The sequence below is a fragment of the Pseudomonas brassicacearum genome (genome assembly GCF_003732265.1).
Classification (GTDB): Bacteria; Pseudomonadota; Gammaproteobacteria; order Pseudomonadales; family Pseudomonadaceae; genus Aquipseudomonas; species Aquipseudomonas brassicacearum_D.
The window spans coordinates 810,290-829,297 of the sequence record NZ_MOBK01000006.1; the positions used below are offsets into that span (position 1 = coordinate 810,290).

Here is a 19,008-nt window from a genome sequence, read left to right on the forward strand (position 1 = left end):
TCAGGTTCTATTTCACGGAGCGTCCTGCATGTCCGGCAATACCTACGGCAAGCTGTTCACTGTCACCACCGCGGGCGAAAGCCATGGTCCGGCGTTGGTCGCCATTGTCGACGGCTGCCCGCCGGGGCTGGAGATTTCTCTGGAGGATTTGCAGCGTGACCTGGACCGCCGCAAGCCTGGCACCAGCCGTCACACCACGCAACGCCAGGAAGCCGACGAAGTCGAAATCCTCTCTGGCGTGTTCGAAGGCCGCACCACCGGCTGCTCCATTGGCCTGCTGATCCGCAACACCGACCAGAAGTCCAAGGACTACTCGGCAATCAAGGACCTGTTCCGCCCGGCCCACGCCGACTACACCTACCACCATAAATACGGTGAGCGCGATTACCGTGGCGGCGGTCGCAGTTCGGCGCGGGAAACAGCCATGCGCGTAGCGGCTGGCGCGATTGCCAAGAAATACCTGGCCACCCAGGGCATTGTCATTCGCGGCTACATGAGCCAGCTCGGCCCGATCGAAATCCCGTTCAAGACCTGGGATTCGGTGGAAGAGAACGCTTTCTTCAGCCCTGACCCGGACAAAGTCCCGGAGCTGGAAGCCTATATGGACCAGTTGCGTCGCGACCAGGATTCGGTCGGCGCGAAAATCACCGTCGTGGCTGAAGGCGTAATGCCTGGCCTCGGCGAGCCGATTTTCGACCGCCTCGATGCCGAACTGGCCCACGCGCTGATGAGCATCAACGCGGTGAAAGGCGTGGAAATCGGCGCCGGTTTCGCCAGCGTTGCCCAGCGCGGCACCGAACACCGCGATGAAATGACCCCGGAAGGTTTCCTCAGCAACAATGCCGGCGGCATTCTGGGCGGTATTTCGTCCGGTCAGCCAATCGTCGCGCACCTGGCGTTGAAGCCGACGTCCAGCATCACCACGCCGGGCCGTTCCATCGACATTCATGGCAACCCGGTGGACGTCATCACCAAGGGCCGTCACGACCCGTGCGTCGGCATCCGCGCGACACCCATCGCTGAAGCGATGATGGCCATCGTGTTGATGGATCATCTGTTGCGTCACCGTGGGCAAAACGCCGATGTGCGCGTGAGCACCCCGGTGCTGGGTCAGCTTTAATGGCTGACTTCAATGCCGCTGCGGTCTGACGAACGTGGCGGCGCTCCCGTACTGGCGGCTCTCCAGTTTCTATCTGTTCTATTTCGCCTTGCTCGGGTCGACAGCGCCGTTTCTGGCGCTGTACTTCGATCACCTGGGTTTTTCCAGTGCGCGCATCGGCGAGCTGGTGGCCATCCCGATGCTGATGCGCTGCGTCGCGCCCAATATCTGGGGCTGGCTGGGTGACTACACCGGCCGGCGCCTGGCCATCGTGCGCTTCGGCGCGGTGTGTACGCTGCTGACGTTCTCACTGATTTTCGTCAGCAAGACCTACGCCTGGCTGGCGATGGTCATGGCGTTGCATGCGTTCTTCTGGCACGCGGTATTGCCGCAGTTCGAAGTCATTACCCTGGCTCACTTGAAAGGCCAAACCTCGCGCTACAGCCAGATTCGCTTGTGGGGCTCCATCGGTTTCATCATTACCGTGGTGTTGCTGGGCCGATTGTTTGAGTGGCTCAGCCTCGACATCTATCCGGTGGCGTTGGTGTTGATCATGGCCGGGATCGTCGTCAGCAGCCTGTGGGTGCCAAACGCGCAACCGGTTCAGGGCCTTCGTGAAGCGGGGGACGGGTTTCTCAAGCAATTGCGCAGCCCCGGCGTGTTGGCGTTTTATGGCTGCGTGGCGCTGATGCAGATGAGCCATGGCCCGTATTACACGTTTTTGACCTTGCACCTTGAACGATTGGGCTACAGCCGTGGCGTGATCGGCATGCTCTGGGCGGTCGGCGTGGTCGCTGAAGTGCTGATGTTCCTGGCCATGAGCAAAATCCTTGCGCGCTTCTCTGTGCGCCGGGTACTGCTGGCGAGTTTCCTGCTGGCCGCCCTGCGTTGGGTGCTGCTCGGTTCGTTTGCCGAGTTTCTCTGGGTGTTGCTGTTTGCCCAGGTGCTGCACGCGGCGACGTTCGGCAGCTTTCACGCCGCTGCCATCCAGTTCGTGCAACGTAGTTTCGGCGCACGCCAGCAAGGGCAGGGCCAGGCGCTTTATGCCGCACTGGCCGGCACCGGCGGCGCATTGGGCGCGTTGTATTCCGGCTACAGCTGGAATGCCCTCGGCGCGCCGTTGACCTTTAGTATTGCAAGCCTCGCAGCCCTGGCGGCTGCCGTTATCATTGCCACACGACTGCAAGAGGACAGGCCATGAGCCTTACCCGTGAACACCTCGCCCAGGAAATCATCGACGCCGGGCGTTTTCTGTATGGCCGCGGCTGGTCACCGGCCACCAGCAGCAACTACTCGACGCGCCTGTCGCCGAGCGAAGCGCTGCTGACGGTGTCCGGCAAGCACAAAGGTCAGTTGGGGCTCGACGATGTGCTCGCCACCGATTTGTCGGGCAACAGCCTGGAACCGGGTAAAAAGCCGTCCGCCGAAACCCTGCTGCACACCCAGCTCTATAGCTGGCGCGCGGAGATCGGCGCGGTGCTGCACACCCATTCGGTGAACGCCACGGTGCTGTCGCGCCTGACCCCGGAAGATTTCATCGAGTTCGAAGACTACGAACTGCAAAAAGCCTTCAGCGGCGTGTCGACCCACGAGTCGCGGGTGCGCGTACCGATTTTCGACAACGATCAGGATATTGCGCGCCTCGCCGCCAAGGTGCAGCCTTGGCTGGACGCCCATCCCGATTGCGTTGGCTACCTGATTCGCGGCCATGGCCTCTACACCTGGGGCGCGCGCATGAGCGATGCGCTGCGGCAGATTGAGGCCTTTGAATTTTTGTTCGAGTGCGAGTTGAAGACGCGCGCGCTCTTCAACCGTAACGCATGAACCGTTAAGGAGTTGCCCTGATGAGCAGCCTGTCCGTTTACCACGTCTCAAGCCCTGACCTGCCGAACAAGGTGCTGACCCATTTCGAAGACATCGCCTCGACCCTGGCCGAGCAGGGCGTGCGTTTCGACCGCTGGCAAGCGGCGGCGAAGATCCAGCCCGGTGCCAGTCAGGAAGAAGTGATCGCCGCGTACCAGGAACAGATCGACAAATTGATGACCGAGCGCGGTTACATCACGGTCGACGTCATCAGCCTGAACAGCGATCACCCGCAAAAAGCCGAACTGCGCGCCAAGTTCCTCGACGAACACCGTCATGGCGAAGACGAAGTGCGGTTTTTTGTGGCGGGTCGTGGCCTGTTTACCCTGCACATCGACGATTACGTCTACGCGGTGCTGTGCGAAAAGAACGACCTGATCTCGGTGCCGGCCGGCACGCCGCACTGGTTTGACATGGGCGAGCATCCGCATTTCGTCGCGATCCGCCTGTTCAACAACCCTGAAGGCTGGGTGGCCAACTTCACCGGCGAAGACATCGCCAGCCGCTTCCCGCGTCTTGAGGACTGAACCGATGCCGATCAAAGCGATTCTCACCGACATCGAAGGCACCACCAGCGCGGTGAGTTTTGTGTTCGACGTGCTGTTTCCCTACGCGGCCAAACACCTGCCGGAGTTTGTCCGTCAGCACGCCGAACGCGCCGATGTGGCTGAGCAACTGTCGGCCGTGCGACGCGACAGCGCCGAGCCGGACGCCGACGTTGAGCGGGTGATCGCCATTCTCTTGGGCTGGATCGCCGAAGACCGCAAAGCCACGCCGCTCAAAGCGTTGCAAGGCATGGTCTGGGAGCAGGGTTATCAGGCGGGGCAGCTGAAGGGCCACGTTTACCCGGATGCGGTTGAAGCGCTCAAGCGCTGGCATCAGGAAGGCTATCAACTGTTTGTGTATTCCTCGGGCTCGATTCAGGCGCAAAAGCTGATTTTCGGCTGTTCGGAGGCGGGGGATTTGTCGCCACTGTTCAGCGGCTATTTCGACACCACGTCGGGGCCCAAGCGGGAAGCGCAGTCCTATCAGCGCATCACTCAGGCCATCGGTCTTGAACCCGCGCAGATTGTGTTTCTGTCCGACATCGTCGAAGAACTGGACGCAGCGCGCACGGCCGGCATGGCGACCTGCGGGTTGGCGCGAGAGGGCGGGGAGCTCGCAGGCCATCTGACCGTCGACAGCTTCGCACGGGTAGATCTGTCCACTTTCTAAAATCAAGGTAAATGACCTGTGGGAGCGAGCCTGCTCGCGAAAGCGGCGTATCAGTCAATATCAATCTCGACTGATACACCCTCTTCGCGAGCAGGCTCGCTCCCACAGTGTTTTATGTTGCCGTCAGATTGATTTACGCCGAGTGATAAGTCGGCAGTGCAAACCGTTGCTGGCTTTGCAGCATGGAGATCTGCGGCAGTTCGCTGGCCTGTTCGGCCAAGTCACGGCGAATCGCACTGATGGCCCAGGTCAGTTGGTCACCGGCGTGCAATTGCTGGTAGGAGAGCGAACGTTTAAACACCCGGCCTTCGCTGCTGCGCAGGGTCAGCAGAATCCCGCCGTCAGGACGCGCCTGGGTGGTGACTTCGAAGTTGGAGAACAGGGAGGTAAATTTTTCTTGGATCAGGCTCATGTCTATCAGCTCCGTTTGCACGTGAATGGCAAGCATGGAGAGGTAGTTGCAGCGATTGTGCCAGTATTTTAATTTAATAAAATCGTTATAAATCAATAAGTTAATTTTTAGGCTGGTTTTTGCTTTCGTGCAATCTGCATGAATGGCCATCGTGCATCCTGCATTTTGAAAGATCGTTGCTGTTTAGATGGAACCAATGCGCACGTCGAGGTTCATCGTCCGTTTGCAGGGCTGCGGATACAAAACATTGCAAAATCCGCGTGTACAGCCCAAGAACCGCTGACGTATTTTCGAGCTCATGGAACGCGGCCCGACAATAAAAAAATCAGCGGGAGCACAGATGAAACGCAGGCCGAACGACACGATTACCTGGGGCATGATGCTCCGCAAACTGCCGACGATCGCCAGAGCCATCCCCCGCGTGGTGAAAGGCCTGAAAGTCGCCAACGTCAAGGATCCGACCCAACCGTGTGGCCTGGGCTGGTGTTTCGAACAGGCGACGTTGCGCAATCCCGATGGCCCCGCGTTACTGCAGGGCGACGTGACGCTGACCTATACGCAGGTCAATCAGTGGGCGAATCGCATTGCCCATCATCTGATTACCCAAGGCATCGGCAAGGGTGACGTGGTCGCGGTCTTCATCGAGAACCGCCCGGAACTGCTGGTGACGATTCTGGCGGTGGCCAAGGTCGGCGCGATCAGCGCGTTGCTCAACACCTCGCAGACCCGCGATACCCTTGCGCACAGCCTGAACCTGGTGGCCCCGGTGGCGATCATTGTCGGTGGCGAGCTGGTCCCGGCGTTTGCCCAGGTCCGCGAACGGGTGTCCATCGCGCCGGCGCGAACCTGGTTCGTCGCCGATCAAGACACCCATAGCCACCCGGGCATTGCCCCCGACGGCTTCATCAACCTGATGACTGCCAGTGTCGACGCGGTCGACGACAACCCAGCCAGCAGCCAGCAGGTTTTTTTCGACGATCCTTGCTTCTATATCTACACCTCGGGCACCACCGGATTGCCCAAGGCCGGCGTGTTCAAGCACGGGCGCTGGATGCGCAGCTCCGCCAGTTTCGGCCTGATCGCCCTGGACATGCAGCCGCACGACATCGTCTATTGCACCTTGCCGCTGTATCACGCCACCGGGCTCTGCGTGTGCTGGGGCTCGGCCATCAACGGTGCCTCGGGGTTTGCCATCCGCCGCAAGTTCAGCGCCAGCCAATTCTGGAATGACGTACGCAAATACCACGCGACCACCCTCGGCTACGTCGGCGAACTGTGCCGCTATCTGGTGGATCAACCCACCTGCGCCGAGGACAGCCAGCACGGCGTGACAAAGATGATCGGCAACGGTTTGCGACCCGGCGCGTGGGACGCCTTCAAGAGCCGTTTCGGTGTCGAGCATATCTGTGAACTGTATGCGGCCAGCGACGGCAACATCGGCTTCACCAACATTCTCAATTTTGACCACACCATCGGTTTCTCGCTGATGGCCTGGGAACTGGTGGCCTACGACCACGACAGCGGCCAGCCGATTCGCAACGCCAAGGGTTTCATGAACAAAGTGGCCAAGGGCGCACAGGGTTTGTTGCTGGCGAGGATCGACGACAAGGCGCCGCTGGACGGCTACACCGATCCGCAAAAGACCGAAAAAGTCGTGCTGCATGATGTGTTCAAGAAGGGCGATCGGTACTTCAACACCGGTGACCTCCTGCGCAACATTGGTTTCGGCCATGCGCAATTCGTCGACCGTTTGGGCGACACCTACCGCTGGAAGGGCGAGAACGTCTCGACCACGGAAGTGGAAAACATTCTTCTGCAACACCCGCACATCGCCGAAGCCGTGGCCTATGGCGTAGAAGTCCACAACACCAACGGGCGTGCCGGCATGGCGGCGATTACCCCGGCCGAATCCCTGGCCACCCTGGACTTCAGCGAACTGCTGGATTTCGCTCGCCAGCAAATGCCGGCTTATGCGGTGCCGCTGTTCCTGCGAGTGAAGGTGAAAATGGAAACCACCGGGACCTTCAAATACCAGAAGACACGCCTCAAGGACGAAGCCTTCGACCCCGGCAAAACCGGCGATGACCCGATCTACGCCTGGCTGCCCGGCACCCAGACTTACGTGCAGGTGACCGAGCAGGTGCTGGCGGATATTCACGGCGGCAAGTACCGCTATTGAATGTGCCTATGGCCGCCCTTGAGAAAAAACAAGTGACAGCGTGGGGGCTGCTCGGGAAACTGTCGGCTTTGCGAATAACCGAACAGGGAGCCCCCGATGTCAGACCAAAGCCGCCAGATGACCCCCGAAGAAGCCGCTGAATTTGCCGAACAGGTATTCAATAAGGCGCGCGAGGGCGATGCGGCCATGATGGCTGCGCTGCTGACCAAAGGCCTGCCGCCCAACCTGCGTAACCACAAGGGCGACACCTTGCTGATGCTGGCCGCCTACCACGGCCACGTGGACACCGTGAAAGTCCTGCTCGAACACAAGGCCGATCCGGAAATCCGCAACGACAACGGCCAGAGCCCGATTGCCGGTGCCGCGTTCAAGGGCGACCTGGCGGTGGTCAAGGCCTTGGTCGAGGGCGGCGCGCAAGTGGAAGGTTCATCGTTTGATGGCCGTACTGCGCTGATGATGGCGGCGATGTTCAACCGTGTCGAAATCGTCGACTACCTGATCAGCAAAGGTGCCGATCCGAAAGCCAAGGACGCCGACGGCGTGTCGGTCCTCGATGCCGCGAAAACCCTCGGCGCAGTTGACACTATCGCCCAGCTGGAAAAACTGATTGGCTGACAGTATGTCTTCGCGAGCAGGCTCGCTCCCACAGGAGGATGCATTCCAAAGTCGGAGCGAGCCTGCTCGCGAATGGGCCAAACGCAATCAATGCGCTATCCTTCGCGCCCTCAAAATTCATTCGCTACAGGATCACCTCATGAAAGCCGCACTCGTCGAACTCATCAGCAAAATCAGCTCCGGGTGCATGAGCGATGACGAAATCCTCAAGGTCGCTGACGAAGCGGCTCAGGCTTATGCCGATCCTCAGGCTTTCCTGATAGCCAACCCGGATATCAATTACGACGACACCTTCCCGATCCCGCTGGGTGAATGGGTGGTGGTCGGCAGCCTGCCGGAGACGGTGCTGTTCCAGGCCGATACCTACATGGACTTGTTCGCCCAGATCGTCGCCTCGTTCGGCCCTGGCGTTGATTTCAATATCAAACCCAAGCAACTGGCCAAGACCGAAGCCCTGACCGCGCTCAACCGCATCCAGGTGCAGATGGGCAGCATGAACAAGGAAAACGGCGGTTACACGCTGATGAACTTCAGCCAGTTGCTCGACGACGAGCTGCAAGTGGTGCTGGTCTACGGCAACGACGTGCCGCGCGTGCTGGAGCTGTGCGCCGAAGTCGGCATCACCGCTGCGCCGTCGCTGGAAGCGCTGAAGATCGCGATTCACGTATAAAAAGCGGAACCCTCGCAACGCCCGGCTATCCTAAGGGTGCACATCACTCTTAGGGAGCGTCACCATGGGTTCTACGTTCAACAGCCTGGTCGCCTTGATCATTTTCGTGCTGGATATCTGGGCCATCATCAACGTGTTTAAAAGTGGCGCCACCACCGGGATGAAAATCCTCTGGGTGCTGTTGATCGCGTTCCTGCCGGTGTTGGGCCTGATCATCTGGGCCATTGCCGGGCCACGGGGCAACGTGCGGGTCTGAGCCAACACTTTCCCCCTGTGGGAGTGAGCCTGCTCGCGATAGCGGCACCACATCCAACATCAATGTGAGAGGCAAACCGCTTTCGCGAGCAGGCTCACTCCTACAAAGGGATTGAGGTGAGCCGATCAAGAGGTTCGACCTGTCATCTTCCGCGACGTAGAATGCGCGCCTTTCCTGGTTAATCGAGCCGCTCGATTGGCCATCATGGGCGGGTAACCGTCCGTTGCCACCCGCATTCATCGGAGCACTTCCCATGAGCAATACCCCTACCAGCGAATACCTGGAAACCCTCTACGAAGGCTACGGCCAGCGTTTTCGCATGGAAAAACTGCTGCACGAAGTGCGCACCGAACACCAGCACCTGGTGATTTTCGAAAACCCGCGCATGGGCCGGGTGATGGCGCTGGACGGGGTGATCCAGACCACCGAAGCCGATGAATTCATCTACCACGAAATGCTCACCCACGTGCCGATCCTGGCGCACGGCAGCGCCAAGCGCGTGCTGATCATCGGCGGCGGCGACGGCGGCATGCTGCGTGAAGTGGCCAAGCACCGCAGCATCGAGCACATCACCATGGTCGAGATCGATGGCACCGTGGTCGACATGTGCAAGGAATTCCTGCCGAACCACTCCAAAGGTGCGTTCGAAGATCCTCGCCTGAATCTGGTGATCGACGACGGCATGCGCTTCGTTGCGACCACCACTGAAAAGTTCGACGTAATCATTTCCGACTCCACCGACCCGATCGGTCCGGGCGAAGTGCTGTTCTCGGAAAACTTCTACCAGGCCTGCCGTCGCTGCCTGAACGAAGGCGGCATTCTGGTCACCCAGAACGGCACCCCGTTCATGCAGATCGAAGAAGTCAAAACCACCGCCGGGCGTCTGCGCAGCCTGTTCCCGGACTGGCACTTCTATCAGGCGGCCGTGCCGACCTACATCGGCGGCTCGATGACATTCGCTTGGGGCGCGACCAATACCGCTTATCGCAAATTGTCCCGTGAAACCCTGCAACAGCGTTTCGCCGGCAGCGGCATCATCACCCGCTATTACAATCCAGAAATCCACATCGGCGCCTTCGCCTTGCCGCAATACGTGCTGCAAGCCGTTAACAAGCCAAGCAACGACTAAAGGTTGTACCCAACCCCAATGTGGGAGCGGGCTTGCTCGCGAACGCGGTAGTTCAATCGACAGATATATTGACTGAACCACCGCATTCGCGAGCAAGCCCGCTCCCACAAGGGGCATGTGTTTCCTGTCAGAACACCGCAATTCGTTTGAACGATCAGTCAGCGCAAAAGTCCAGATGCATGTAAGCCCATCCATGGGCTTTATCGAGGAGGCACTGATGCAAAAGTGGAAAATCACTTTCGTGGATGATCACGGTGAAACAGTCGATGAAGTCTTTGAGTGCGACGAGTGCCCGGACAACGAGCACGCCGCCAAACTCATCAAGGCCCGACTCCTGCCTGTCGCCGCCGAACTGGATCTGAACGATCTGGAAGGGCGAACTCCCGATGCGACCGTCAAAAGTCTAAAGACCCAGAACAGCATACAAATCCTCGGCATCCAGCCAATCTGAACCTCGCCTGTCTCATTCTCATCCAGGCCTTGGCAGCAGCTCTCTCTTGAGACTACTCTGCAATCGAGATCAGCGAATGGATCGCTAAGGTCTGGTCTTGTCAGCTACATGCTTGCTTCCCTCCGGCAACGAGGTTGCCGCATCGCGCGCACCACTCGGTTGCGCGTGCCGGGAATACGGAAAGTCTATCCATCACTATGAAGGGGACGATTCATGAGCACAGCCTATCAAGAAGACATCAGCAGCTCGGTGCTGCGCCGCATGAAAGAAGGCGGTTTCGACTTTTCAAGATTCCACCCCATCGAGTTCTACGCCATTTTTCCCGACGAGGAGCGGGCCCGCAGAGCAGCAGGTCATTACCGTGGTGAATCCCTGAATGCGCAAATCAGTGTGCGCGACGACGGTGCATGGGCGCTCGAACTGAGCAAAGTCATGTACGCCACTTACGATGACATCGGCGATTTCGAGCAAGGCTTCGAGGCAGTGGTCGAGCCTCTGGGCGGCATCATCGAAGGATGGGGCGTCAAGCAGGAGGTACGAGGGCTACTCGCATAATCCTATGAACAGTGACACGCACTAACGGCTGACCTTCGGGTTGGCCGTTTTAGTTTGCGGGGGTCGTAAAACACGTCCGGCAAAACCCTGAAACAAGAATCCGGCGCAAAAAAAACCGCCTGAGCAGGCGGCTAAAGGGAAGTTCGGGCTGTTTTTCCAGCGAATGCGCGGATTATCCGCACCGGCGGCCGGGCAGTGAAATCAACTCTGACTATGCTGGTGATAGGCGACAACGTCGCCTTGCAATGAAGCGGGGGCTGTCAGGTTGGGGCGTTTGCTGCACAGGAATGGTGCGATGCAAACGCGGCGATTATCCAACCGATTGATATAAAAGCGTTTCTGCCGCTGGCACGGGCCTTGCGATGCCTAGATGTCCGGGTGACAAGGAGTACGGCATGATCCGCACCTATTTTGATGAAATGTACGATGCCGGCGGCCAGGTCCGTCCGCATTATCGGGAGTTTGCCCGTTGGCTGGCCGAAACGCCTGACGAGCTTCTGGCACAACGGCGACGCGAGGCCGATCTGTTATTTCATCGCGCCGGGATTACCTTCACGCTCTATGGGGACGAGCAGGGGACAGAGCGCCTGATTCCTTTCGATACCATCCCCCGCAGTATTCCTGCCAGTGAATGGCGGGTCGTCGAGCGCGGCTGCATTCAGCGGGTCAAGGCACTGAACATGTTCCTTGCCGACCTCTATCACGAGCAGCGCATCATCAAGGCCGGCATCATCCCGGCCGAGCAAGTGCTGGCCAACGAGCAATACCAGTTGGCGATGCAAGGGCTGGATCTGCACCGGGATATCTATTCGCACATCTCTGGCGTCGATCTGGTGCGCGACGGCGACGGCACGTACTACGTGCTCGAAGACAACCTGCGGACACCGAGCGGCGTGAGTTACATGCTCGAAGACCGCAAGATGATGATGCGCCTGTTCCCCGAACTGTTCGCGGCGCAACGCATTGCGCCTATCGATCACTATCCGAATCTGCTTCTGGATACCCTGAAAAGCTCCAGCCCGATCGACAACCCGAGTGTGGTGGTGCTGACGCCGGGTCGCTTCAACAGCGCGTTTTTCGAGCATGCCTTTCTAGCTCGGGAGATGGGGGTTGAACTGGTGGAGGGTGCAGACCTGTTCGTGCGCGACGACAAGGTGTTCATGCGCACCACGGACGGGCCGAAAGCCGTCGACGTGATCTACCGTCGCCTCGACGACGCGTTCCTCGATCCCCTGGCGTTCAATCCGGACTCGATGCTCGGCGTTCCGGGGCTGCTGTCGTCGTACCGTTCCGGCAACGTCGTGCTGGCGAATGCCATCGGCACCGGGGTGGCAGACGACAAGTCGGTGTACCCGTTTGTCACCGACATGATCCGGTTCTACCTCGACGAAGAACCGATCCTGAAGAACGTGCCGACCTTCCAGTGCCGCAATCCCTCTGAATTGTCCCACGTACTGGCCAACCTTCCGGATCTGGTGGTCAAGGAAACCCAGGGCTCCGGCGGTTACGGAATGCTGGTGGGGCCGGCGGCGACGGCGGCGGAAATCGAATCGTTCCGTGCACGGATCAAAGCCAAGCCCCACGCGTACATCGCGCAACCGACGTTGTCCCTGTCGACCTGTCCGACCTTTGTCGAAAACGGCATTGCGCCACGCCACATCGACCTGCGTCCGTTTGTATTGTCTGGCCGCGAAACCCGGGTCGTGCCCGGCGGTTTGACCCGTGTCGCCCTGCGTGAAGGCTCCCTGGTGGTGAATTCCTCCCAGGGTGGCGGAACCAAGGACACCTGGGTGGTCGAGGATTGAAGGAAGCCTGCCATGTTAAGTAGAACTGCCTCGGATTTGTATTGGATGTCGCGTTACCTGGAGCGGGCGGAAAACCTCGCACGGATGCTCGACATCAGTTATTCGCTGTCGTTGATGCCGCAGGATGGTCGCGGTGACGGTCTGCACGAACTCGCGATGCCGTTGTTGATTACCGGCACCCTGGACGATTACCTGGAGCGCCACGGCGAATTGCATGCCGAACGGCTGCTGCATTTCTTCGCCCTCGATGCGGCCAACCCGGCGAGCATCTACAGCTGCCTCGGTTCGGCGCGAGCCAGTGCCCATGCGGTGCGTGGGCGAATCACCGCCGACATGTGGGAAAACATCAACGCTACGTGGCTGGAAATTCGCGGGATCGCCGAACAGGGCTTGAGCCGCTACGGCATGAGCCGTTTTTGCGAGTGGATCAAGGAACGTTCCCACCTGTTCCGGGGCGCGTCCTACGGCACCATCATGCGTAACGATGCGTTCCGCTTCATTCGTCTGGGGACGTTTATCGAAAGGGCCGACAACACGCTGCGCCTGCTCGATGCGCGCTACGAAATGGCCGGTGATCAAGCCGAAGCGGTCAGTGACGGCACGGCGCACGCCTATTACCAGTGGAGCGCCTTGCTGCGTGCGCTGTCGTCGTTCGAGGCGTACACCGAGATCTACCGCGACGCCCCCGGTGCCCGGCATGTGGCGGAGTTGCTGTTACTGCGGGCCGATGTACCGCGCTCCTTGCGAGCCTGCACTGAAGAAATCGACCAGATCCTCGCCAGCCTGCCGGGGGCCAACGGCCGTCCCGCGCAACGCCTGGCCGCCGAGATCGACGCACGCCTGCGCTACACCGGCATCACCGAAATTCTCGACGAAGGCCTGCACGCCTGGCTGACCGAATTCATCCCGCTGGTGCGCCAGTTGGGTAACGCCATTCACAGTTCTTACCTGGAGGCTGCATGAGACTTTCCATAAGCCACGAAACCACCTATCACTATGAAGATCAGGTGCGGGCGAGCATCCAGTACCTGCGACTGACACCCCACGACAGCGAACGCCAGCACGTGCTCAGCTGGCAACTCGACCTGCCGCGCCCGGTACGCGCGCAACTCGACCCGTTCGGCAATATCCTGCACGTGCTGACCATGGACGAGCCGCACGAGGCGATCATCATCGGCGCCCGTGGTCAGGTGGATATTGATGAACTGCGCGAAGCCGAGCATGAGAGCCAGTCGGCGCTGCCGTTCCTGCGTTTCACCCGGCTGACCGAAGCCGACGAAGCCTTGCGAGCGTTCGCGCAAAAGGAATGCAAGACCCGTCGGGATCGCACCGCGCTGATCGACTTGATGCATGGCCTGAACCAGCACATGACCTACACGCCGGGCTCGACCGAAGTCGACACCAGCGCGGCCCAGTCCTTTGCCGGACGTTCCGGCGTCTGCCAGGACCACACCCATGCGTTTCTCGCTTGCGCGCGAAGCCTGGGCATTCCGTCGCGGTATGTGTCGGGTTATCTGTACAGCGAGAACAGCGAACACCTGGCCAGTCATGCCTGGGCAGAAGCGTGGCTGGATGATGCGTGGTACAGCTTTGACGTGACCAACGAATTGGCCCGCCCGGAACGGCATTTGAAACTGGCGGTGGGCCTGGATTACCTGGATGCCTGCCCGGTACGCGGAATGCGCCGGGGCGGCGGGTGCGAGCAGATGCATGCAAAGGTGTTTGTGTCGCCGACACCGATGCCGGTTATCTCCGTTCAACAGCAATAATCAGGAGCGTCACAAATCCCTTGTAGGAGTGAGCCTGCTCGCGATAGCGGTCTTCCAGTCAGCAAATCTGTGACTGACACACCGCTATCGCGAGCAGGCTCACTCCTTGGGGGAATACTGTCAGGGCTTAGTTTTACGTCCGGCCATGTGTTTCAAATACCCCACCAGCATGTCCAGATCCGCATCAGGCAACACCTGCGCCGCAAACCCCGGCATCTTCGCCTGCGGCCACTGGCGCAAGCTCTGCGGATCACGGATATAGCGCTTCAAGAACTCCGCCCCGAAATACTCGGTCGGGCTATACGGAATATTCAAATCCGGCCCGAACTGCGCATCCCCGGCACCGTTCAATCGATGGCATGCCAGACAGTTCTTCTGGAACAACGCAAATCCCTGATTCACTGGATCGTTCGCCTTCAATGCCGGATCAGGCAGCAGGGCAGGGAAGCGCGCAGCCACCGACGCCAGGCGCTTGATGCTCGCGACCTGAAACGGCCATTGCTCCGGGCTGATATTGCCGGCTTGCGGATCCGTCCAGACCAGATAAAACGGCCCGGCACCCGGCTTGCCTTCTGACAGCGCCGGCCACGGTTTGGCCGGGTCTTCAATCGCCAGCCACGCTCGCGCACCTTGGGTGTTGAGCAAAGGAGCCGCGGTCAACTCGGCGGCAAATCCGTCCAGCGCCACGGCTTGCAAATGGTCATCGGGCTTGATGCCGGTCAACAGCGCCGCCAGCGGCACCGCTTGATAGCTCATGTCCCGTTTGTAGGAAACGTCGTCGGTAATATGAAGGGTCTGGACTTGCGGGTGCTTGAGCAGTTCTTCGGTCTGCCAGGTGCGAGTGGTCGCGCCCAGCTCGAGGTTCAGCTGTGCGGCCAACAGAGGCGTGCTGAACAGCATGGCCCCAAACAGAATGAGCTTTTTCAATAGATCGCCGTCCATGTCGTGGAAGTGCCTAAAGGTTGGCACACCCACGCTGGCCCGGGTAGCGGGCCAGTCACATTTTTGGAATGACGATATAAATACCTGACACCGTTTTATTTACCGACTAGCCAATCACCTTGGTCAGATTCGGCAAAATCAACAACAGCGTAGTGGCGAAAAGAATGAGCCCGGCTTGACGTACTTTCGAATGTTTGAACATGGCTTGACCGCCTTTTTTGTTATTTCCTGATGCCTGCCTGCATATCTCCATGACGGCAGAGCGGTGCACTTCCTGTAGGACGAGCGCCTCGGCAAAACCCGACGACAACTTCGTACACTTCACCTTAGAGCCCGCGTCACTCGTGGTTTAGATCCATTTCGTATGGAACTACCGGAAAAAGCTATTAAAACGGCATGAGGCTTATTGCCAGCTTCTTGGGCGCCCTATTGCTAGACACTTCCGGCTCTTGAATCGGTTAAGCCGGTAGCTCGCTACCGTCCGTCTGAGCGTGTCCGTCAACGTCGATGAGCACTGCGGTCATTGAATCCACGGTCGCCCGGCATAAGAGTGAGCACTCAGTTTTCACTCACCGCCAGGTTCGAGGACGTCATGACCCAAGCTTTGATTTTCGACGCGTTACGCACGCCCCGTGGCAAAGGCAAGGCCGATGGCGCCTTGCACAGCGTCAAACCGGTCAATCTGGTGGCCGGTTTGCTCACGGCGCTGCAACAGCGCACCTCGCTCGATACCAGCCAGGTCGATGACGTGGTGCTCGGCTGCGTGACGCCGATTGGTGATCAAGGCTCCGATATCGCCAAGACCGCGACCCAGGTGGCGGATTGGGACGTCAGCGTCTCGGGCGTGCAGATCAACCGCTTCTGCGCTTCGGGCCTTGAGGCGGTGAACCTCGGCGCGATGAAGGTGCGCTCCGGTTTCGAAGACCTGGTGGTGGTCGGCGGGGTCGAGTCGATGTCCCGCGTGCCGATGGGCAGCGATGGCGGGGCCTGGGCGCTGGACCCGGAAACCAATCTGCACAGCCATTTCACTCCGCAAGGCGTGGGCGCCGACCTGATCGCCACCCTCGAAGGGTTCAGCCGCCAGGACGTCGATGCCTACGCGCTGCACTCGCAACAGAAAGCGGCGCGGGCTCGGGCGAACGGTTCGTTCAACAAGTCGCTGGTGCCGGTGCAGGATCAGAACGGCATCATCCTGCTCGATCACGATGAGTTCATTCGCGCCGACTCCACGCTGGAAGGCCTGGGCAAGCTCAAGCCGAGTTTCGAGATGATGGGGCAAATGGGCTTCGACGCCACGGCGTTGCGCGTCTACAGCCATGTCGAGCGGATCAATCACGTGCACACGCCGGGCAATAGCTCCGGGATCGTCGATGGCGCAGCGCTGATGCTGATCGGTTCCGAAGCCAAGGGCCGGGCGCTGGGCCTGCAGCCTCGGGCGCGAATCGTTGCCACGGCGGTCACCAGCACCGATCCGACCATCATGCTCACCGGCCCGGCACCGGCCACCCGTAAAGCGCTGGCCAAGGCCGGCCTGCGGGTGGACGACATCGATCTGTTCGAAGTCAACGAAGCGTTCGCCTCGGTGGTGCTCAAGTTCATCAAGGACATGGCCATCGATCCGGACAAGGTCAACGTCAATGGCGGCTCCATCGCCATGGGCCATCCGCTGGGCGCCACGGGCTGCGCGATTCTCGGCACGTTGCTCGATGAGCTGGAAACCCGGCGCCTGCGCTATGGCCTCGCGACGCTGTGTGTCGGTGGCGGCATGGGCATTGCCACCATCATCGAACGCCTCTGAGCCCCCGACTTCCAAGGAAACATGTTCATGACTGAAGCCATTCGTTACGAAAAGGGCCAGGACCAGATCGTCGTCCTGACCATCGACATGCCGGGCCAGAGCGCCAACACCATGAACGCGGTCTACCGCGAAGCCATGGCCGCCTGCGTCGCCCGGCTGGTCGCTGAAAAAGACAGCATCGCCGGGGTCATCATCACCTCGGCGAAGAAGACGTTCTTTGCCGGCGGCGACCTCAATGAACTGATCAAGGTCGGCAAACCCGAAGCCAAAGCGTTCTACGACATGGTGCTGACCCTCAAAGGCCAATTGCGCACCCTGGAAACCCTCGGCAAACCGGTGGTGGCTGCGATCAACGGCGCCGCGTTGGGTGGCGGTTGGGAAATCTGCCTGGCGTGCCATCACCGCGTGGCGCTGGACAATCCGTCCGTGCAACTCGGCCTGCCGGAAGTCACACTCGGCTTGCTGCCGGGCGGCGGCGGGGTGGTGCGCATGGTGCGGATGCTGGGCATCGAGAAAGCCTTGCCCTACCTGCTGGAAGGCAAAAAAGTCCGGCCACAACAGGCGCTGCAGGCGGGGTTGATTGACGAGCTGGCGAAGGATCCTGGCGAACTGCTGAGCAAGGCGCGGGCCTGGATTCTGGACAATCCGACGGCGGTACAACGCTGGGACGTGAAGGGTTATCAGATCCCCGGCGGAACCCCATCCAACCCGAAAGTCGCGCAGATGCTCGCCATCGCGCCCTCCATCCTGCGCAGCAAAACCCAAGGCTGCATGCCCGCGCCGGAGAAAATCCTCTGCGCGGCGGTTGAAGGCGCCCAAGTGGATTTCGACACGGCACACCTGATCGAAACCCGCTACTTCACTGAGTTGACCACCGGCCAAGTCTCGAAAAACCTGATCGGCACCTTCTGGTTCCAACTCAACGAGATCAATGCCGGCGGCTCGCGGCCGCAAGGTTTTGCGCCTTACGTGACGCAAAAAGTCGGGGTGCTCGGCGCCGGGATGATGGGCGCGGGCATCGCGTTTGTCAGCGCATCGGCGGGCATCGAGGTGGTGCTCAAGGACATCACCTTGGCGGCAGCGGAGAAGGGCAAGGCCCATTCGGCAGCGTTGCTGGACAAGAAAGTCGCGCGCGGCCAGATGATTGCCGAGCAACGCGAGGCGATTCTGGCGCGGATCCGCACCACGGAAAACGATGCGGACCTGGCCGGTTGCGATCTGATTATCGAAGCGGTGTTCGAAGACCGTGAGCTCAAAGCCAAGGTCTCGTCAGCCGCACAAAAAATCGTCGGGCCGGATGCGGTGATCGCTTCCAACACCTCGACGTTGCCGATCAGCGGCCTGGCCACTGCGGTGCCGGACCAGAGCAAATTCATCGGCCTGCACTTCTTCAGTCCCGTGGAAAAAATGCCGCTGGTGGAAATCATCAAAGGCGCCAATACCAGCGACGAAACCCTGGCTCGAGGCTTCGATTTCGTCCTGCAAATCAAGAAAACCCCGATCGTGGTCAATGACAGTCGCGGCTTCTTTACCTCGCGGGTGTTCGGCACCTTCACCAACGAAGGCATCGCCATGCTCGGCGAAGGCGTCAGCGCACCGATGATAGAAACCGAAGCACGCAAGGCCGGCATGCCCATCGGGCCGCTGGCGATTTCTGACGAAGTTTCCCTCAGCCTCATGAGCCATATCCGCCAACAAACGGCCAAAGACCTGCAAGCCGAAGGGAAACCGCTGACAGAGCATCCGGCATTTGCGGTGATCGACTTGCTGCTCAATGAATACAAACGCCCCGGTAAAGCGGCAGGCGGCGGCTTCTACGAATACCCGGCCGCTGGCCAGAAACATCTGTGGCCAGAGCTGAAAAGCCGTTTCGAGAAGCCAGACGGGCAGATTTCGCCAAAGGATGTGCGTGATCGCCTGCTGTTCGTGCAAGCCATCGAAACCGTGCGCTGTGTGGAGGAGGGCGTGCTGACGTCGACGGCGGACGCCAACGTCGGTTCGATCTTCGGCATCGGTTTCGCGGCCTGGACCGGCGGCGCGCTGCAATTCATCAATCAGTACGGCGTGCAAGACTTCGTCGCCCGTGCCCAATACCTGGCCGCGCAGTATGGCGAACGCTTCAATCCGCCAGCGTTGTTGCTGGAAAAAGCCGCCAAGGGGGAGACGTTTTAAGGGACCGGTGACGCCTCGCAGGGCTTGCCTTGGAACGGTGTTTCGAGGCAGGCTCTGGGGTGTGCATTATTCCCATCA

The 19,008-nt window shown here is 59.9% G+C and carries 19 protein-coding genes; 17 read left to right on the forward strand and 2 right to left on the reverse strand.

Annotated elements, in window-relative coordinates; all coding sequences use genetic code 11:
* Positions 1-28: 28 nt before the first annotated feature.
* The 5 genes from aroC to mtnC are packed head-to-tail and all read left to right on the forward strand — an operon-like array spanning position 29 to position 4,177.
* A complete protein-coding gene (gene aroC, locus BK660_RS16630; RefSeq protein WP_007914036.1) occupies positions 29-1,120 on the forward strand; it encodes a chorismate synthase in 1,092 nt (363 codons plus the stop codon).
* A 34-nt stretch (positions 1,121-1,154) separates the two neighbouring features.
* Positions 1,155-2,300 carry an MFS transporter gene (locus BK660_RS16635; protein WP_027922502.1) on the forward strand — a complete coding sequence of 382 codons (1,146 nt, stop codon included), beginning with the start codon at positions 1,155-1,157 and terminating at the stop codon, positions 2,298-2,300.
* Positions 2,297-2,923 carry a methylthioribulose 1-phosphate dehydratase gene (locus BK660_RS16640; RefSeq protein WP_123434164.1) on the forward strand — a complete coding sequence of 209 codons (627 nt, stop codon included), beginning with the start codon at positions 2,297-2,299 and terminating at the stop codon, positions 2,921-2,923. Before BK660_RS16635 ends, BK660_RS16640 begins: the two co-directional genes overlap by 4 nt.
* A gap of 20 nt (positions 2,924-2,943) precedes the next feature.
* On the forward strand, positions 2,944-3,489 hold the full coding sequence (locus BK660_RS16645) for a 1,2-dihydroxy-3-keto-5-methylthiopentene dioxygenase (RefSeq protein WP_123434165.1): 546 nt from the start codon (positions 2,944-2,946) through the stop codon (positions 3,487-3,489).
* Positions 3,490-3,493: 4 nt separating this feature from the next.
* Entirely contained in the window at positions 3,494-4,177 is a 684-nt protein-coding gene (gene mtnC, locus BK660_RS16650) for an acireductone synthase (RefSeq protein WP_123434166.1), read from the forward strand.
* A gap of 133 nt (positions 4,178-4,310) precedes the next feature.
* On the opposite strand, the gene BK660_RS16655 is transcribed toward mtnC, so the two are convergent.
* Entirely contained in the window at positions 4,311-4,589 is a 279-nt protein-coding gene (locus BK660_RS16655) for a DUF3509 domain-containing protein (protein ID WP_123434624.1), read from the reverse strand.
* Positions 4,590-4,929: 340 nt separating this feature from the next.
* Between BK660_RS16655 and BK660_RS16660 the strand changes: the two genes are divergently transcribed.
* The 10 genes from BK660_RS16660 to BK660_RS16710 all read left to right on the forward strand — a co-directional run bounded on the left by BK660_RS16660 (position 4,930) and on the right by BK660_RS16710 (position 14,018).
* Entirely contained in the window at positions 4,930-6,768 is a 1,839-nt protein-coding gene (locus BK660_RS16660) for a long-chain-acyl-CoA synthetase (protein ID WP_123434167.1), read from the forward strand.
* 96 nt (positions 6,769-6,864) lie between these two features.
* Positions 6,865-7,383: an ankyrin repeat domain-containing protein gene (locus BK660_RS16665; protein ID WP_123434168.1), complete on the forward strand. Its 519-nt coding sequence runs from the start codon at positions 6,865-6,867 to the stop codon at positions 7,381-7,383.
* Between the two features lie 139 nt (positions 7,384-7,522).
* On the forward strand, positions 7,523-8,053 hold the full coding sequence (locus BK660_RS16670) for a hypothetical protein (protein ID WP_123434169.1): 531 nt from the start codon (positions 7,523-7,525) through the stop codon (positions 8,051-8,053).
* 64 nt (positions 8,054-8,117) lie between these two features.
* Positions 8,118-8,309, forward strand: a complete 192-nt coding sequence (locus BK660_RS16675) for a PLDc N-terminal domain-containing protein (RefSeq protein WP_123434170.1) — start codon at positions 8,118-8,120, stop codon at positions 8,307-8,309.
* Between the two features lie 253 nt (positions 8,310-8,562).
* Positions 8,563-9,438, forward strand: coding sequence for a polyamine aminopropyltransferase (gene speE / locus BK660_RS16680; protein ID WP_123434171.1), 876 nt, complete (start codon positions 8,563-8,565; stop codon positions 9,436-9,438).
* 217 nt (positions 9,439-9,655) lie between these two features.
* Positions 9,656-9,889 carry a hypothetical protein gene (locus tag BK660_RS16690; RefSeq protein ID WP_123434172.1) on the forward strand — a complete coding sequence of 78 codons (234 nt, stop codon included), beginning with the start codon at positions 9,656-9,658 and terminating at the stop codon, positions 9,887-9,889.
* A gap of 213 nt (positions 9,890-10,102) precedes the next feature.
* Positions 10,103-10,444 (forward strand): ribonuclease E inhibitor RraB, encoded by a 342-nt coding sequence (locus BK660_RS16695; RefSeq protein WP_027922513.1) that lies wholly within the window; start codon positions 10,103-10,105, stop codon positions 10,442-10,444.
* A 395-nt stretch (positions 10,445-10,839) separates the two neighbouring features.
* The gene (locus BK660_RS16700) at positions 10,840-12,249 is read left to right on the forward strand and encodes a circularly permuted type 2 ATP-grasp protein (protein WP_027922514.1); all 1,410 of its coding nucleotides are present in this window, start codon (positions 10,840-10,842) and stop codon (positions 12,247-12,249) included.
* A gap of 12 nt (positions 12,250-12,261) precedes the next feature.
* Entirely contained in the window at positions 12,262-13,212 is a 951-nt protein-coding gene (locus tag BK660_RS16705) for an alpha-E domain-containing protein (protein WP_123434173.1), read from the forward strand.
* Positions 13,209-14,018, forward strand: coding sequence for a transglutaminase family protein (locus BK660_RS16710; RefSeq protein WP_123434174.1), 810 nt, complete (start codon positions 13,209-13,211; stop codon positions 14,016-14,018). The genes BK660_RS16705 and BK660_RS16710 overlap by 4 nt, the downstream gene beginning before the upstream one ends.
* A gap of 120 nt (positions 14,019-14,138) precedes the next feature.
* Here the strand turns inward: BK660_RS16710 and BK660_RS16715 are convergent, their stop codons facing one another.
* The gene (locus BK660_RS16715; RefSeq protein ID WP_123434175.1) at positions 14,139-14,960 is read right to left on the reverse strand and encodes a c-type cytochrome; all 822 of its coding nucleotides are present in this window, start codon (positions 14,958-14,960) and stop codon (positions 14,139-14,141) included.
* A gap of 592 nt (positions 14,961-15,552) precedes the next feature.
* Here BK660_RS16715 and BK660_RS16720 point away from each other — a divergent pair.
* Together BK660_RS16720 and BK660_RS16725 are read left to right on the forward strand one after the other, a co-directional pair.
* Entirely contained in the window at positions 15,553-16,758 is a 1,206-nt protein-coding gene (locus tag BK660_RS16720) for an acetyl-CoA C-acetyltransferase (RefSeq protein WP_123434176.1), read from the forward strand.
* Positions 16,759-16,785: 27 nt separating this feature from the next.
* Positions 16,786-18,930 (forward strand): 3-hydroxyacyl-CoA dehydrogenase NAD-binding domain-containing protein, encoded by a 2,145-nt coding sequence (locus tag BK660_RS16725; RefSeq protein ID WP_123434177.1) that lies wholly within the window; start codon positions 16,786-16,788, stop codon positions 18,928-18,930.
* The last annotated feature ends 78 nt before the right edge of the window (positions 18,931-19,008 follow it).

Coding starts and splice junctions, on each gene's coding strand:
- aroC (WP_007914036.1), top strand. CDS start 29: ATGTCCGGCAATACCTACGGCAAGCTGTTCACTGTCACCACCGCGGGC.
- BK660_RS16640 (WP_123434164.1), top strand. CDS start 2,297: ATGAGCCTTACCCGTGAACACCTCGCCCAGGAAATCATCGACGCCGGG.
- BK660_RS16645 (WP_123434165.1), top strand. CDS start 2,944: ATGAGCAGCCTGTCCGTTTACCACGTCTCAAGCCCTGACCTGCCGAAC.
- mtnC (WP_123434166.1), top strand. CDS start 3,494: ATGCCGATCAAAGCGATTCTCACCGACATCGAAGGCACCACCAGCGCG.
- BK660_RS16655 (WP_123434624.1), bottom strand. CDS start 4,589: ATGAGCCTGATCCAAGAAAAATTTACCTCCCTGTTCTCCAACTTCGAA.
- BK660_RS16660 (WP_123434167.1), top strand. CDS start 4,930: ATGAAACGCAGGCCGAACGACACGATTACCTGGGGCATGATGCTCCGC.
- BK660_RS16665 (WP_123434168.1), top strand. CDS start 6,865: ATGTCAGACCAAAGCCGCCAGATGACCCCCGAAGAAGCCGCTGAATTT.
- BK660_RS16670 (WP_123434169.1), top strand. CDS start 7,523: ATGAAAGCCGCACTCGTCGAACTCATCAGCAAAATCAGCTCCGGGTGC.
- BK660_RS16675 (WP_123434170.1), top strand. CDS start 8,118: ATGGGTTCTACGTTCAACAGCCTGGTCGCCTTGATCATTTTCGTGCTG.
- speE (WP_123434171.1), top strand. CDS start 8,563: ATGAGCAATACCCCTACCAGCGAATACCTGGAAACCCTCTACGAAGGC.
- BK660_RS16690 (WP_123434172.1), top strand. CDS start 9,656: ATGCAAAAGTGGAAAATCACTTTCGTGGATGATCACGGTGAAACAGTC.
- BK660_RS16695 (WP_027922513.1), top strand. CDS start 10,103: ATGAGCACAGCCTATCAAGAAGACATCAGCAGCTCGGTGCTGCGCCGC.
- BK660_RS16700 (WP_027922514.1), top strand. CDS start 10,840: ATGATCCGCACCTATTTTGATGAAATGTACGATGCCGGCGGCCAGGTC.
- BK660_RS16705 (WP_123434173.1), top strand. CDS start 12,262: ATGTTAAGTAGAACTGCCTCGGATTTGTATTGGATGTCGCGTTACCTG.
- BK660_RS16710 (WP_123434174.1), top strand. CDS start 13,209: ATGAGACTTTCCATAAGCCACGAAACCACCTATCACTATGAAGATCAG.
- BK660_RS16715 (WP_123434175.1), bottom strand. CDS start 14,960: ATGGACGGCGATCTATTGAAAAAGCTCATTCTGTTTGGGGCCATGCTG.
- BK660_RS16720 (WP_123434176.1), top strand. CDS start 15,553: ATGACCCAAGCTTTGATTTTCGACGCGTTACGCACGCCCCGTGGCAAA.
- BK660_RS16725 (WP_123434177.1), top strand. CDS start 16,786: ATGACTGAAGCCATTCGTTACGAAAAGGGCCAGGACCAGATCGTCGTC.